Origin of the sequence: Candidatus Marinarcus aquaticus, assembly GCF_004116335.1 — a bacterium.
GTDB lineage: Bacteria > Campylobacterota > Campylobacteria > Campylobacterales > Arcobacteraceae > Marinarcus > Marinarcus aquaticus.
In genome coordinates, this window is sequence record NZ_PDKN01000001.1 from 96,353 (window position 1) to 112,938 (window position 16,586).

At 35.3% G+C, this 16,586-nt stretch carries 14 protein-coding genes; 13 read left to right on the forward strand and 1 reads right to left on the reverse strand.

Translation table 11 applies throughout. From position 1 onward, the window contains the following. Nucleotides 1-6 precede the first annotated feature (6 nt). The 12 genes from CRV04_RS00470 to CRV04_RS00525 all read left to right on the forward strand — a co-directional run bounded on the left by CRV04_RS00470 (nt 7) and on the right by CRV04_RS00525 (nt 12,314). On the forward strand, nt 7-1,839 hold the full coding sequence (locus CRV04_RS00470; RefSeq protein ID WP_128994659.1) for a response regulator: 1,833 nt from the start codon (nt 7-9) through the stop codon (nt 1,837-1,839). 4 nt (nt 1,840-1,843) lie between these two features. Continuing rightward, a complete protein-coding gene (gene amrS, locus CRV04_RS00475; RefSeq protein ID WP_128994660.1) occupies nt 1,844-2,833 on the forward strand; it encodes an AmmeMemoRadiSam system radical SAM enzyme in 990 nt (329 codons plus the stop codon). Then, a complete protein-coding gene (gene amrB, locus CRV04_RS00480) occupies nt 2,823-3,620 on the forward strand; it encodes an AmmeMemoRadiSam system protein B (protein WP_128994661.1) in 798 nt (265 codons plus the stop codon). Before amrS ends, amrB begins: the two co-directional genes overlap by 11 nt. Further along, nucleotides 3,621-4,343 carry an ElyC/SanA/YdcF family protein gene (locus tag CRV04_RS00485; RefSeq protein ID WP_128994662.1) on the forward strand — a complete coding sequence of 241 codons (723 nt, stop codon included), beginning with the start codon at nt 3,621-3,623 and terminating at the stop codon, nt 4,341-4,343. Beyond that, a complete protein-coding gene (locus tag CRV04_RS00490; RefSeq protein ID WP_128994663.1) occupies nt 4,344-5,102 on the forward strand; it encodes a metal ABC transporter ATP-binding protein in 759 nt (252 codons plus the stop codon). Next, on the forward strand, nt 5,096-5,893 hold the full coding sequence (locus CRV04_RS00495) for a metal ABC transporter permease (protein WP_128994664.1): 798 nt from the start codon (nt 5,096-5,098) through the stop codon (nt 5,891-5,893). Before CRV04_RS00490 ends, CRV04_RS00495 begins: the two co-directional genes overlap by 7 nt. 2 nt (nt 5,894-5,895) lie before the next feature. Then, nucleotides 5,896-6,741, forward strand: a complete 846-nt coding sequence (locus tag CRV04_RS00500; protein ID WP_128994665.1) for a CvfB family protein — start codon at nt 5,896-5,898, stop codon at nt 6,739-6,741. Nucleotides 6,742-6,831: 90 nt separating this feature from the next. Continuing rightward, entirely contained in the window at nt 6,832-7,368 is a 537-nt protein-coding gene (gene prx-suh, locus CRV04_RS00505) for a thiol peroxidase Prx-SUH (RefSeq protein ID WP_128994666.1), read from the forward strand. 80 nt (nt 7,369-7,448) lie between these two features. After that, nucleotides 7,449-8,654: an NnrS family protein gene (locus CRV04_RS00510; protein ID WP_128994667.1), complete on the forward strand. Its 1,206-nt coding sequence runs from the start codon at nt 7,449-7,451 to the stop codon at nt 8,652-8,654. A 58-nt stretch (nt 8,655-8,712) separates the two neighbouring features. Then, a complete protein-coding gene (gene msrP, locus CRV04_RS00515; protein ID WP_128994668.1) occupies nt 8,713-9,651 on the forward strand; it encodes a protein-methionine-sulfoxide reductase catalytic subunit MsrP in 939 nt (312 codons plus the stop codon). Beyond that, a complete protein-coding gene (locus CRV04_RS00520; protein WP_128994669.1) occupies nt 9,651-10,190 on the forward strand; it encodes a protein-methionine-sulfoxide reductase heme-binding subunit MsrQ in 540 nt (179 codons plus the stop codon). Before msrP ends, CRV04_RS00520 begins: the two co-directional genes overlap by 1 nt. A gap of 75 nt (nt 10,191-10,265) precedes the next feature. After that, nucleotides 10,266-12,314 (forward strand): ATP-dependent helicase, encoded by a 2,049-nt coding sequence (locus CRV04_RS00525; protein ID WP_128994670.1) that lies wholly within the window; start codon nt 10,266-10,268, stop codon nt 12,312-12,314. 38 nt (nt 12,315-12,352) lie between these two features. Here the strand turns inward: CRV04_RS00525 and CRV04_RS00530 are convergent, their stop codons facing one another. Beyond that, a complete protein-coding gene (locus tag CRV04_RS00530) occupies nt 12,353-13,798 on the reverse strand; it encodes a GGDEF domain-containing protein (protein WP_128994671.1) in 1,446 nt (481 codons plus the stop codon). A gap of 162 nt (nt 13,799-13,960) precedes the next feature. Between CRV04_RS00530 and CRV04_RS00535 the strand changes: the two genes are divergently transcribed. Further along, the gene (locus CRV04_RS00535) at nt 13,961-16,579 is read left to right on the forward strand and encodes a valine--tRNA ligase (protein WP_128994672.1); all 2,619 of its coding nucleotides are present in this window, start codon (nt 13,961-13,963) and stop codon (nt 16,577-16,579) included. Nucleotides 16,580-16,586 lie beyond the last annotated feature (7 nt).

The following is a 16,586-nucleotide window of genomic DNA, read 5'->3' on the forward strand; positions in this document are numbered from 1 at the left end:
TTATGTATGTTGGAAAAAAGTCAAATAGCAAAAAAAGAGATAACTCTTTTATATGTAGAAGATGAAGAATTTATTCGAAATGAACTCACCTCCGTCTTTGAAATGATTGCACACAAGGTAATTGTGGCAACTGATGGTCAAGAGGGATTTGAAGCGTTTAAAAAAAATGACGTAGATTTGATTATTACTGACATTAATATGCCCAATATGAATGGGTTTGAGATGTTAAAAGCCATTCGTGAAATCAGAAGTGATGTTCCAGCAATCATTCTTTCTGCGTACAGTCAATCAGATTTTATTCGAAAAGCCAATGAAATTGATTCTATTAATGAATATTTGATCAAACCTGTAGATATTTCACTGCTTTTAAATAAAATCAATAAAATCATTCAAAAAGTAGAAGCCAAGCGGGCACATAAAGAGTTGGTCAAACTGCTTGAACAGTATAAACTGGCAGTTGACAGCAGTTCAATTGTATCAAAAACCGATTCTAAGGGTATTATTACGTATGTCAATGATGTTTTTTGTGAAATCTCTGGTTATAGTAAAAAAGAACTTCTGGGTAAAAATCATAATATTCTACGTCATCCTGACATGCCAAAAGAGACATTTAAAGAGTTGTGGACGACGATTAAAACTGAGAAAAAACTCTGGCAAGGAAAGATAAAAAATCGGACCAAAGAGGGTGGATATTATATTGTAGAAGCCACTATTGTACCTATTTTAAACGAAGAGGGTGAGGTGCAAGAGTATATTGCCATGCGTTATGACATCACGGAGCTTGAAGCCTATAAAGAGTTACTTGAAGGTCAAGTAGCCACTTCACAAGACTCCTTACAAAGTAAAGTGCATACCATTAAAGAGTATGAAAAAATCATGGATTTAAGCATGGGGCAAATTCGTATTGCGTTAAATGGAGATATTTTATTTATAAATGAGCAGATGCAAACTATTTTACAAATGAGACAAGATCAAGCGGTACAAACAACATTTAATGAACTGTTTGAAAAAGAATCTTTTGATGACATTACAACTCAAATTAAAAAAGAGGACTTTTTTAAAGGCACCATTAAAGGAACAAACAAGCAAGGCGAAAAGTTTTTTTTAGATATGACGCTTCGAGCTATTCACAGTTTAGATGGTATTACAACACAATATTTAGGAATGGCAAAAGACATTACGCCCACTATTTTATTGCATCAAGAGATTGAAGATACTCAAAAAGATGTGATTTTCTCTTTAGGTACCATTGGAGAAGCTCGAAGTAAAGAGACAGGGAACCACGTAAAACGTGTGGCAGAGTACTCATATTTGTTGGCTAAAAAACTCAATTTAAGTGAAGCAGAGGCACAACTTATTCGAATGGCTTCACCGATGCATGATATTGGGAAAGTGGGTATTCCCGATGCCATTTTAAATAAACCGGGGAAACTCACGGCTGAAGAGTGGAACCTCATGCAAACACACGCCACGATTGGGTATGAGATGTTGAAAAACTCCAATCGAGAAATTCTTAAAGCTTCAGCAGTGGTCGCGCATGAGCATCACGAAAAATGGAATGGGAAAGGGTATCCCAGAGGTCTTAAAGCCGAAGAAATTCATATCTTTGGACGAATCACTGCCGTAGCAGATGTCTTTGATGCATTAGGAAGTGACCGCTGTTATAAAAAAGCGTGGCCTTTAGAGAAAATTTTAAGGATGTTTGAAGAGGAAAAAGCTGAACACTTTGATCCTAAAGTTATTGAGGTCTTTTTTGATAATCTGGATGAATTTTTAGCCATACGTGATACGTATAATGACGAATATGTTGATGAAGAAGAGCTTGAGGCTTTAAGATAGTGTCATGAATTATTATGAAGAAGTCAACGGAAAACTTGTCTGTCTTCTTTGTAATCACTATTGCCAATTAAAAAAAAAACAAACGGGTTTGTGTGGGGTGAATAAAAATACTGGAGATAAAATTGAGTGTTTGGTGTATGGATATATTGCAGCCTTAAATATTGACCCCATAGAGAAAAAGCCACTCTATCACTTTTTACCGGCAAGCAGATCGCTTTCTTTGGGAACAGTAGGGTGTAATTTTAAGTGTGCCTTTTGCCAAAACTGGGGCATCTCACAAGAAAAAGAGATCAATAAAGAACAGTATATTCCACCTCGTTATATTGTTGATCTAGCACTTTCTCATCACTGTCAATCAATTTCATATACGTACAATGAACCTACGATATTTTATCCCTATGCCAAAGAGATTGCAAAGTTGGCACACGAAGAAGGTCTTAAAAATGTGTTTGTCAGTAATGGGTTTGAAAGTTTAGAAGTGGTCAATGACATGGCAGGTTTGATTGATGCTGTGAATATTGATTTAAAAACTTTTAATGAAAATTATTATAAAAAGTTAGGTGGAAGTTTAGACATTGTTTTAAGAAATTTGGAACTTTTTAAAGAGAAAAATATCTGGACAGAAGTGACGACACTTATTGTACCAACTAAAAATGATACGCCTGAAGAGTTGGAATCCCTTGCGCGATTTATTAAAGAAAAAGTGGGAGAAACAACACCTTGGCATATCAGTGCTTTTCATCCCGATTATAAAGAGAAAAAGTTGCCTCCCACTTCGTTTGAATCGTTGAATAAAGCGTATGAAATTGGTAAAAAAGTAGGTTTAAAGTATGTTTATCGCGGCAATGTTTCTGTCAATAATGACACCTTGTGTTCACACTGTCAAAATGTGTTGATACAAAGAGAACGTATGCAAGTAGTACAAAACCATCTAAAAAATGGTCAATGCCAAGTTTGCGGTAAGCCATTGGAAGGAGTTTATAATGAAACATAGAAAAGCGAGTTTTTCAGGAAGTTTTTATCCCAACAGTGCCAAAGAGATTGAAAAAATGATTGTGCAAATGCGTGTAAGTAATGAGACACAAACAGACATGCATGATATTAAAGCGATGATTGCGCCACATGCGGGGTATATTTACAGTGGGTATACCGCCAATAAAGCATACAGTTTGGTGCAAGAACACAACGTGCATCCTAAACGTATTGTGGTCATTGGTCCATCTCATCGTATCTATTTAAAGGGGGCCAGTATTGCCTTGTATGATGATTATGAGACCCCTTTAGGAGATATCAGTATTGATTATGAGTTCTCTGCAAAACTCAAAGAGCAGTTTGATGAACTCTCTTTTAACCCATTGGCACACAGTGAGCACTCGACTGAAACGCAGATGCCTTTTATTAAAACCTATTTTCCTAATACGCAAGTTGTAGAGATTGTGTATGGGGATATTTCAGTAGAGAGCTTGTGTGATATCATCAGAGAAATTATGGTACAATCGCACACTTTTATTGTCATCAGTACAGACTTAAGCCATTTTCATACTCAAGAAGAGGCCAACATCTTAGATGCACAGTTTTTAAAAGCGATTGAAACAATGGATATTGAAGCACTTGAAACAAAGTGTGAAGCCTGTGGTATTACAGGGGTTGAGGCATTGATTCAATGGGCAAAAGAGAATAAGTTACAAACACAAGTATTGGATTATCGAACCAGTATGAATACCAACCACGATGCTTCTAAAGTGGTGGGATACACATCAGCAATCATTGGAGAGAGATAGATGGCATTTACATTAAAAAAAGTCATTTCATTTTTTTTAATGCCATTATCGATTATTGCGATACTTTTTTTTATAGGGTTGTATTTTTTTTGGACAAGAAGATATAACAAAGCCAATGTGGTTTTAGTCACTACATTTTTACTGTTTTTACTCGTTGGGTTTGCACCACTTTCCAATATGTTGGTCAAACCTTTAGAGAATCGTTATCATACAGTAGAGACCTATGATGAAAATATTGAGTATATTTTACTGTTGGGTGGAAACTTTAAAACGAGAGGCGATGAAGCGCTTCGTTTGTATCATCAACATGAAGATATTAAAATTATTACTTCAGGGTATGGAGGATACAATCCCATCAGTGATGCAAAAAGTGCGGCACTTAAGCTGATGGATGTGGGTATTCCAAAAGAGGACATCTTGGTTGAAGAAAAGAGTCAAGATACGCATGAAGAAGCTTTAATGATGAAGCAATATGTTCAAGACCGACCTTTTTATTTGGTCACCTCTGCACTTCATATGCCAAGAGCCATGTTGCTTTTTGAACAAGAAGGTTTAAAGCCCATTGCAGCACCCACGGATTTTATCCAAGTGCAACATTTAGGGATGTTAAAACTTTTCAATGCTAACAATATACTTATCACGCAAAGAGCAATGCATGAGTATATTGGTATCGTATATACCCAGATAAAAGAGGGTATTAAAACATTAAAAGGGTTTTTATAATTGAGTCATTATATTGAGATAAAAAATTTATCATACTCTTATGACCAATCACAAAATGTGATTGAGAACATTAATTTAGATATTGAACCAAGTGATTTTTTGGCCATCATTGGTCCCAATGGTGGAGGAAAATCGACATTATTAAAACTGATTTTAGGATTATTAAAACCTAAAACAGGACAAATAAAACTCAATGTCAAACGTGAAAGTATTGGTTATGTTCCTCAAAACACCAATTTAAATGTGAACTTTCCAATTACTGCATTAGAAGTCGTATTGATGGGACACATCGGTTCTAAAAGACCTCTTTTAGGTTACAGCAAAGAGGAAGTAGAGTGTGCCATGCATTCGCTTAAACAAGTAGGTATGCATGAGTTTGCACAAAAGAAGATTGGGGATTTATCAGGTGGTCAACGGCAACGTGTCTTTATTGCACGTGCATTGTGTGCACACCCTAAAATCATACTCTTAGATGAACCCACTGCAAGTATTGATGTCAAAGGGCAACAAGCCATTTATGATTTACTCAAAGAGTTGAGTAACAACATTGCGATTGTGGTGGTCAGCCATGATATCTCTGTATTGTTACATTATGCAAAAAACGTGGCGCACATCAATAAGAGTTTGGTCTATCACCCTTTAAATGAGATGCAAGAGAGTATTCCCAAAGAGGGGCATTTGTGTGAAGTGGAGCTTTTATCTGCGTTGGGTAATCACCATGTGTGTGGATGCAGTCATGAAAAAGGGGAGTCATGTTAGAGGCATTGCAATTTGAGTTTATGCAAAATGCACTGTTAGCAGGAATATTAATCTCCATTGCTGTAGGCATCATTGGGTCCCTAGTAGTAGTGAATAAAATCACCTTTTTAGCAGGTGGGATTGCTCACAGTTCGTATGGAGGAATAGGTATTGCTATTTTTTTAGGTATTCCTGTTTTATTTGGTGCAACCGTATTTGCTGTTATAACAGCTATGATCATTTCATATTTGACCATACAAAACCGAAGTCGTATGGACTCTATCATTGGTATTATGTGGGCAGCTGGTATGGCCATAGGTATTATTTTTGTAGATTTAACGCCAGGGTATAATGTGGATTTGATGAGTTATCTTTTTGGCTCAATCATTGCAGTACCACAAGGCGATATTATCTACATGGGGATACTTAATGTGGTTATTATAGCCGTGGTACTATTTTACTACAGAGAGTTCTTGGCCATTTCTTATGACAGAGAGTTTGCAAAATTACGAGGAATAAATGTAGAGTTTTTCTATACACTGCTTTTAGTGTTGGCCAGTTTAACGGTTGTTGCAGCTATAAAAGTGGTGGGACTTATTTTGGTCATTGCTCTATTAACCATACCCACTTACTTAGCTGAGATGTTTGCCAAGCGACTCTCTATGATGATGATTTTAAGTTCAGTGATGGCCTTGATATTTACAATGTCGGGTCTGTTTGTATCGTACCGTTTTGATATCAGTTCAGGTGCCAGTATTATCATGGTTGCAATCGTTGCTTTAGTTGTAATTAAATTATTTAAAAAAGAGTAAAAATGAATGAATATATAAAGTTGGGGGAAATGAACCAACTTAAAATTGACCGTGTAAGTGAACCAGGCGTTTACTTAGTGAGTCAAACCCAAGATGAATCGGTTTTATTACCCAATGCCTATATTACATCTAAGATGCAAATAGGGGATATTTTAGAGGTTTTTATTTATACCGATTCAGAAGACCGTTTGGTTGCCACAACTCAAACGCCTTATGTTAAAAAAGATGAATTTGCACTTTTAGAAGTCGTAGACAGCTCAAAGTTTGGTGCATTTATGGACATGGGATTGTCCAAAGATCTGCTGGTGCCTAAAAACAGACAAAAAACACCTTTTAAAGTAGGCGAAAAACGTTTTGTGCGTGTCATTGAAGATGAAAAAACCAATCGACTCATTGGTGTAGAGAAGTTCGCCTCTTTTTTAAAAAAAGCCACAGGTCTATTTGAAGTCAATGATGAGGTTGAAATTTTGCTTTTTGCTAAAACTCCATTAGGGTTTAAAGTGGTTGTGAATAACAACTATGAAGGTATGATTTTTCATAATGAGATTTTTGAAATGGTACATGTGGGAGATAAAAGAAAAGCTTATATTAAAAATGTCAGAGAAGATGGGAAACTTGATATTGCTTTACAACAAATTGGTTCAAAAAGTAACGATGATGCACAAAATAAAATATTATCTTATCTTGAACAAAATAGTGGTTTCATGGAGTTTACATCAAAAAGCGATGCCGAAGATATTAAAAAAACGTTTGGTTTGAGCAAGAAAAATTTTAAAGCTTCATTGACAAAACTGCTGTCACTAGATAGAATTGAAAATGTACAAAATGGTGTGAAACTTAAGAAGTGAAATAATTCATTTGTACTTTTTTGAATTAAGATAAATTTTATCCTAATTCATTATAATTTTGAACTTTAATCTTAAACACAAGGAAAAATTATGGCAACAACTAAGTTAAAAGGTAATGTTGTAAATTTAGCAGGAACTGAAGTTAACGTTGGTGATAAAGCACCAGTAGTTAAAGTAGTAGCGCAAGACTTATCTGAAGTACAAATTGGTGGAGAACAAGGAAAAGCACAAATCGTTGTGGTTGTACCTTCATTAGACACACCAGTATGTGCAGCTGAAACAAGAAAGTTCAACGAAGAGGCTGCTAAAGTTGAAAATGCTGAAGTGGTAGTAGTTTCAATGGACTTACCTTTTGCAATGGGGAGATTCTGTACAACAGAAGGAATTGAAAACTTAAAAGTTGGATCAGACTTTAGAAATAAAGATTTAGCCAATGCATATGGTGTTTTAATTGCGGATGGACCATTATCAGGTGTTACTTGTAGAGCAATCTTTGTTATCAATGCAAGCGGTGTTGTAACATATAAAGAGATTTGCCCAGAAATCACTGAAGAACCAAACTATGATGAAGCATTAGCAGCCATTAAATCTGCAACTTCTACTTCTTGTTGTGGGACTTGTCAATAATCAATTTTTTATATCTATAAAAAAGATACAATACTCCTAAGATTTAAACCAGTTTAAATGGTTTGCTTAGGAGTTTTTTTATGTTTAAAAATTGGTATCAAAAATTCAGTGCTCAACCACATCAACCTTTTTTTACCTCAGGTATTATTCTTTTTATTCTTTTTTTAGGATTACTTTTTGGTGTTTATAACGGCACAGTTACCGTTACAAGTGATGTATTAACTTTTCATGCATACGCTTTTATTTTTGTTATATTTTCACAATTCTTTTTGGGTTTCTTGTTTGTGGTATTTCCACGTTTTTTAATGCAAGCCAATATTGCCCCCAAACGGTATATGACACAATTTATATTTTATGGTTTAGGAAGTATTCTGTTTTTTGTAGGACTTTTACTCTCTAAACCTTTATATTTGGTTGGTATGTTTGTATTAATTTTAACTCAAACTGCAAGTTTTATTGTCCTTTATAGAACTTATAAAAATTCATTAATGAAAGAGAAGTATGATGCAAAATGGGTCTTAGTAGGATACGTATCAGGACTGATTTCACATGCAGTTTTTATTCTTTCACAGTTTTCTTTTGAATATGCTACAAAGATAGAACATCTCACAATTGTTTCAGGCTTTTATCTCTATTTATTTGTGGTTGTTTTTACCATTTCGCAACGAATGGTTCCTTTTTTTACTTCCATGAAAGTTGTTGGATATAGCATCAATAAATCCAAATATTTAATGGAAAAAGTGTATGGTTTATTGGTGTTTAAAGTACTCTTGATTACACTCGACCAACCTTCATTATATTTGCTTGCTGATTTTCCTTTATTGATACTGTTTGTGTATGAATTGTACAGATGGAAATTACCACTGTTTAAAGTGAGTGCAATTATGTGGGTGCTTTTCATCTCTTTATATTGGATACCTGTGGGATTTTTGATTGCGTGTGTGCAAGATGTGGCTTATTTGATGAACAGCACGTTTGTGTTTGAACAAGCATCACTGCATGCATTTGCTGTGGGCTATTTTGTAACTGTACTTATTGGTTTTGGTACACGTGTTGTTTTAGGACACTCTGGACAAACCCCACATGCAGACAGATGGGCTGTTGCAATGTTTATCTTTATTCAAGCCGTTGTATTGGTTCGTTTGTGGGCGAGTATTTCAATCAACTTTGAAGCGGATTATATTTTTTGGATCAATCACAGTGCTCTTTTACTTATCATTGGATTGCTTGCTTGGAGTGTGAAATATCTGCGTATCTTAATTAAAGGACATACTCCTGAACACTAAACAAAGACTTTACACTTTTTGAATATACTTAAAGTATCAAAAGTGTAAAGGAGTTGTTATGAGACCTTTAAATGAAAACGATGTGACTGCTGAAGAACTCTTTGTTAATCGAAGAAAGTTTTTAAAACTGGGAGCAGCTGGTTTGGTTGCAAACAGTGCAGTCATGGATTTGTTAGCAAAAGAGTTTATGCCAAAAGCCAATTTGCAGTATGTTAAAGACAGTAACCCTGAACAGTTGGTTTTAAACAGTTTTGAACAAATCACCTCATACAACAACTTTTATGAGTTTACCACTTCAAAAGAGGGGGTGAAATATCTTGCTCATACACTTAAAACTGACCCTTGGAGCATTGAAATTGATGGTTTGGTGGAAAAACCGTTTGTCATTGATGTACAAGATTTAATCAAAAAATACACACTTCAAGAACGTATTTACAGATTCAGATGTGTGGAAGGGTGGTCCATGGTGGTACCGTGGGTAGGATTTGAACTCTCACAACTCATTAAAGATGTCAAAGTGCTCTCAAAAGCAAAATATATCCGATTTGAAACCAAGTATGATGATGAAATGTTCCCTGACCAAAGTCGAGGTCTGTTTGCGGCATTGGATTATCCGTATGCGGAAGGTTTACGTTTGGATGAAGCGATGAATCCTTTGAGTTTGATGGCCGTTGGACTCTATGGTAAAACGTTAGAGAATCAAAACGGAGCACCGCTTCGCTTGGTGGTGCCTTGGAAGTATGGTTTTAAATCGATTAAATCCATTTCTAAAATCAGTTTTGTAGAGAAAGAGCCACTCAATTCTTGGCAAAAATCAAACCCCAATGAGTATGGCTTTTTTGCCAATGTGAATCCTGAAGTAGACCATCCACGGTGGAGTCAAAAAAGAGAGCGGGTATTGGGACAGCTCTTTAAACAACGAACATTGATGTTCAATGGCTATGAAAAAGAGGTGGCACACCTGTATAAAAACATGGATTTAACAAGGTATTTCTGATGCGTTGGCTTCTGTTTATAGGGTTACTTTTACCGGCACTCATAACTTCTTGGCAAGTCTTTTTTGCTCAAAATATCACAGACCCTATAAAATATATCTATACGGTAACGGGAACAACCTCTATCATACTTTTGTTTGCAACAACCACACTTTCTCTTATTAAAAACAGAGTCAACCTCATAACTTATCGTCGACAAATTGGACTATTTGGATTTTTTTATGCCTTACTTCATTTTTTAAATTTTTTAATTTTTGATATGCAGTTGGATATTGTGTTTGCGTTTGAAGAGACCTTGGATAAACCCTTTATCTATTTGGGAATGGTAGCTTTTTTAATCTTACTATTTATGGCAAGTACTTCAACTAAAAAACTCTTTGCTAAATATAATAAATATCATAAAGCCTTGTATGTGGCGTTGATACTTGTTACCGTTCATTTTGTTATGGCGCAAAAATCATTGAATATGGCACAATACTTCTATTTGGTGCTCATTGGATTCATCCTCTTTTTTAAGTTTAAACAACGTCTTCATTTTTGATTGGTTTATACCAAATGAAATGAGAAGTGTGCTACCATTGCACAATGAAAATACCATGTAGAAAAATCAAACTTTATGCCTCTATCTAATCTGAACGAAGAACAACTCCAAGCAGCCACGTGTAAAAGTGGTTATAATCTTATTATTGCCAGTGCCGGTACAGGAAAAACATCCACCATTGTAGGACGAATCGCAAATTTAATTCACTCTGGAGTAAAACCCAATGAAATTTTACTCTTAACTTTTACTAATAAAGCAGCTTCAGAGATGATACAGCGAGTGGCAAAATTTTTTGGAAAAGAGATTGCCAAAGAGATTATGGCAGGAACCTTTCACTCGGTCTCTTATAAATTGTTAAAGCAGTTAGAAGCCAATATCACTCTTAAACAACCCAATGAGCTAAAGACACTCTTTAAATCGCTTTATGAAAAACGTGTTTTTTATAACAGAGACGATGAAGCCAACCCATATGATGGGGGCTATTTGTATGAGCTTTACTCTCTGTTTTTAAACTCAACACATAATGAAACTTTTGGAGAGTGGATTATCTCAAAAAATGCTTCTCATGAGATTTATACGCCCATTTATGAGGACGTGGTTTTAGAGTTTAATGAACTTAAAAAGAAGTATGGCTATGCCAATTTTGATGATTTGTTGACCATCATGCTTGAAACCTTGGAGACCAATAACTTTGAGTTTAAAGAGATTTTAGTGGATGAGTACCAAGACACCAATCCATTGCAAGGTCGACTGCTTGAAGGGTTTAAACCAAAATCTTTGTTCTGTGTGGGAGATTATGACCAAAGTATCTATGCTTTTAATGGTTCAGATATAGGGATTATCTCTACGTTTGCCAAACGGTATGATGATGCGACTGTTTTTACGTTGCGTAAAAACTATCGTTCGACCAAACCGATTTTAGATTTGGCCACAAAAGTGATTGAGTTTAATGAACGTGTCTATGAAAAGAAACTTGAAGTAGTACGAAATGAGTTTGAGCACAAGCCAAAACTGTTGGCATTTAATGAACTCTTTGAGCAGTATGAGTATATCTCAAAGCTGATTTCTCAAAGTCAAACTCCACACAATGAGATTGCCATCATTTTTAGAAACAACTCCAGTGCCGATGGAATTGAAGCCAATTTACGAGAGTATGGCATTGCTTCCAAACGAAAAGGAGGACACTCTTTCTTTGATTCATTGGAAGTGAAGTTTGTACTTGACTTGATGATGTTGTTGGTTAATCACAACGATATGATGAGTGTGATACATATTTTAGAGTATGGAAAAGGGATTGGTAAAGCCATTGCCAAAGATATCTTTGATGCGCTTATTAAATTGGGAGATGGCAACCTGTTTCAAGGGCTATTTGCACCCAATAAGGATATCAATAATCCGTATGTGAGTAATAAAACTAAAAATATCCAGTTAGGTCTGTTTGATGACTTTGTGGAATTAGGAAGTGTCTCTAAATTTGCCCACAGTGGATTTGATGAAGCCTTTTTAGGAAACCCATTGTTAAAACACCCTAAGTTAAGTAAAGAGGGGGGAGAGTTTATCTATGAGTTTTATAAAATCATTAAAGAGTTACGACGAGTTAAAAACCCGAATTCTATCATTGAACACATCATCAAATCCCAACTGTTTGCAATGTTGCGTGAAAATTTAAGCACCAAACGAGCCACGCAAAAAGATGGTAGCATCAATGAAACGGCCAAACTCTCTGCCAAAACCAAAATTGACAGAAAAACACAACTTTTAAAAACTTTGGCGTATCACTACACAGAGTTATCGAAGTTTATCAATGCAATGATTTTAGGTGGCAGTGAGATGAGTGAAGGGGATGGCGTCAATCTTTTAAGTGTACATGCCAGCAAAGGTTTGGAGTTTAAAGAGGTTTATGTTATTGATTTAATGGATGGGCGATTTCCTAACCGAAAGCTTATGAGTAAAGGCGGATCGCTAGAAGAAGAGCGACGACTTTTCTATGTAGCAGTGACTCGTGCAAAAGATATCTTGTATCTCAGTTATGCAAAATATGATCGTATCAAAAAACTTGATTTTATTCATTCGCCATTTTTAAAAGAGGCGGGCTTAATTAAAGATGATGTTTCACAAGAGTAAAAAAATCACTGCACTTCCGTCTTTGAAAAATACTTAAATCAGTATAAATCGCACCAAAGGGCGGTTTGATTGATACGGCTTCGAACCAAGTTTTTCCCAGAGTGTTTTGCACTGTAAAGCAGTTCGTCTGCATTTTTTAATATTTCATCAATATTATGAGATAGGCTGTTGTCATTCAGACCAAAACTGGCCGTGAATTTCAAACGGTGACCGCATTTGAGCTTTATCTCTAAATTGGCGACCATCTTACGAAGATTTTCAACTTTTTTATTGGCATCATCAAGTTGGGTATTAGGGAAAACAATTGCAAACTCTTCTCCTCCTAAACGACCAAAAATATCATCTTCACCGATTTCATCTTTTATCATAGATGCAAAAGCAACCAAGACTTTATCTCCAATGTTATGACCATATTTATCGTTGATTTGTTTAAAGTTATCAATATCTATCATGACTAAAGAAACACTGCTTTTATCTTCTAAAGCTTGTTTGAGTACCTTTTCTGACTCTATGAAAAAGCTTCGTCGGTTGTGCGTTTTGGTTAACGGATCACTGTACGCTAAATAGTGTAACTGTTCATTTGATTTTTTTACTTTTTTAAGCAGCCCTTCAAGTTGTTTGGTGCGTTTTTCAACTTTACTTTCAAGTATTTTTTTATCTTTTTGAAGCACACGTCGATAGAGCATTTGAGTTTTATAAATGATGTATAAAATCACTGCTAAAAAAAGCCCCATGATGGCATTGACAATTTGAATGGTTTTTTCACCTTCATTGACAAATTTACGGGGATTGATGGTTTTGATACTGAACAAATACTCATCATGATGATTATAAAAAGAGATGTTATTGATGATTTGCCGAGCTTCTAATGAAGTTTGAACAAAAATATTTTCTATGAGTCGAGTCGATAATTTGAGTGTTGTTTGAGTAATGTGTTCATGTGTAATATTGAGTTGCGCAAAATCTTCAGAGAGTTTTTGCAAAGAGTTGTTATTGAGGTTTTTCCCTAAATAGATAAATGCAGTGGGATTGAGTTGTTTTTTAATCAGATAAAAAATACGATTTTTATAGGTGTAAATGTCAGCAGTATAACTTTGGTGTTTAAATAGTTCTATAAGATCATTTTCAAAAGGAGTTTGGTTTTCAATTAGAGGAATGATTTCATCATTATTGTAGTTATAACGTGAAAAAACAGTGCCATCTTTGATGTTTTTATAAACAATAAAATCCAATCCTATCATCCCAATTTCACTGATGGTCGCGATGTTAAAGCCACTATAGATAAATGTATTTGCAACTTTGTCTATTTGTTGAATTTCAGTGTTTATGTGTGTGAGTAGGTTGTTGATATGTTTTTCGTTTTGGATGCTCTCAATGGTATGATAATTGGTTAAAAAAAAATTTTGGCTCAGACAGTAAAATAGTATAACGCAAAGAATCAATGAACCAAAAAAGATAGAACGACTGTTAAAAAATCTCTTCATTTGTGTTACCTATTTAAAGTGCTTAACATTATAACAAAAACTTATTAAAAAATGTCATATTATAGTCACAAAAGTTAAAAAATTATATAATTTTGGCTGTACTATTAAAACATAATACTTTTTTCGATATAATCGCGAATATTTATGCAAACAGGAAAATAAATGAGTGAAAAATACGAACCGTCAAAAATAGAAGACAAATTTTATAAAATATGGGAAGAGCGAGGTTATTTTGAGATTGATGGAAACCAATCAATTCAAGAGAAAGATAAAAACTTTGCAATTATGATGCCTCCTCCAAATGTAACGGGAAGTCTTCATATTGGGCATGCTTTGACATTTACACTTCAAGATATTATTACACGATACAAACGAATGGATGGGTACAAAACCTTATGGCAACCAGGAACAGACCACGCAGGTATTGCAACGCAAAACGTGGTAGAAAAACAACTTTTAGCTGAAGGTACAGCAAAAGAAGCATTAGGACGAGAGAAGTTTTTAGAGCGAGTTTGGAAATGGAAAGAGTACTCTGGTGGTACCATTGTTCATCAAATGAGAAAACTGGGAGTTACTCCAGCTTGGTCGCGTGAGCGATTTACCATGGATGATGGATTAAAAGAGGCTGTTAAAGAGGCGTTTGTTCATCTTTATAATGAAGGTATGATTGTACAAAATAATTATATGGTAAACTGGTGTACACACGATGGTGCGCTGTCTGATATTGAAGTAGAACACGATGAATTAAATGGTAAATTTTATCACATGAATTACCACTTTGCCGATGGTAGTGGTCATGTAACAGTGGCAACAACCAGACCTGAAACTTACTTTGGCGATACTGCCATCATGGTGCACCCTCAAGATGAGCGATATAAAAATATCGTAGGAAAAGAGGTTGTTTTACCATTAACAGACAGAAAGATTAAAATCATTACAGATGAGCACGTTGACATGGAGTTTGGAACGGGAGTTGTTAAAGTAACACCAGCACACGACCAAAACGACTACGAAGTAGGAAAACGACACGACTTAGAGTTCATCACTTGTTTTGATGAAAAAGGGATTTTAAATGACTATTGTGGAGAGTTTGCAGGATTAGAGCGATTGGAAGCGAGAAAACCAATCGTTGAAAAACTTGAAGATGAAGGGTTTATTGTAAAAATCGAAGAGCACGTTCACCAAGTAGGGCATTGTTACCGATGTAAAAACATTGTAGAGCCATATATCTCTAAACAGTGGTTTGTACGAAAAGAGGTTGCGGCTAAATCAATTGAAAAGACCTATGCAGGGGAAGCAAAGTTTCATCCAAGTCACTGGTTAAACTCATACCGAGCATGGATGGATGAACTAAGAGATTGGTGTATTTCACGACAGTTATGGTGGGGACACCGAATTCCAGTATTTTACTGTGAGGATTGTGACCATCAATGGGCTGATAAAGCAGATGAACCAGCAGCTTGTCCAAAATGTGCAAGTAAAAACTTCATTCAAGACCCCGACGTACTTGATACGTGGTTCTCTTCTGCATTGTGGGCATTTTCACCATTGGGTTGGGGAAACAATGGTCAAATGCAAGGCACATTTACGCCTGAAGATTTAAAAGATTTCTATCCTAATTCACTTTTGATTACTGGGTTTGACATCATGTTCTTCTGGGTTGCAAGAATGATGATGATGGGTGAACATTTCCAAGGCCAATTGCCATTTAAAGATATTTATATGCATGCACTCGTTCGAGATGAGCACGGGGCAAAAATGTCAAAATCAAAAGGAAACGTCATTGATCCATTGGATATGGTTGAAGAGCACAGTGCCGATATTATCCGATTTACACTTGCGTATTTAGCAATACAAGGTCGAGATATTAAACTGGGTGCAAAAAACTTAGAGCAGTTCAGAAACTTTACCAATAAATTGTACAACGCATCAAACTTCTTACAACTCAATGTTGATACGTTTCCTGACTTAAAAGATATTGAGATTAAAACACCACTGGGGCTTTACATGCAAAGTAAACTCAGTGATGCATTGGATGAAGTACGAAATACGTTAGAAGCGTACAAATTCAATGAAGCAGCAAGTACATTATATAAATTTGTATGGAATGATTTCTGTGACTGGGGAATTGAGTATGCCAAAGCTTCAAAAGAATCAGTGCTTGAATTGGGAGCTATCTTTAAAGAGACACTGAAAATGGTATCGCCGTTTATGCCATTTATCTCTGATTACTTATATCATAAATTAAGTGGTACGACTTTAGAAGAGGGAGATTCCTTGATGATTATGAACTTTCCTAAAGATGTTGCTAAAAATGAAAAAATTGAAGCAGATTTTGCCATTATTGAAGAAGCAATTACTGCCATAAGACGAGCAAAAGTTGTGATTGATATGGGGAATTCAAGAATTGCAAAAGCGTATATTAAACTTGATAAAACAATTGATACCCAAATGGCAAAACCTTTTATTCAAAAACTGGCAAAAGTTGAAAACGTTGAGTTTGTTGATGCAAAAATTGAGAATTCAGTAACAGATGTAAGTGATAATTTAGAAGTCTATATTCCAACGGCTGAAATTGATATGAGTGCCATTGTTGATAAATTAAGTAAACAAAAAGAGAAAACTCAAAAAGAGTTTGATAAACTTAATGGTATGCTTTCTAATGAACGTTTTGTTGCAAATGCTCCTGATCATGTTGTGGCCGAAAACAGACAAGCACTTGAAGAAGTAAAAACAAAATTAGAAAAAATTGAGAATGAGTTACGCTCTTTAGGAGTGTAGCTTTACC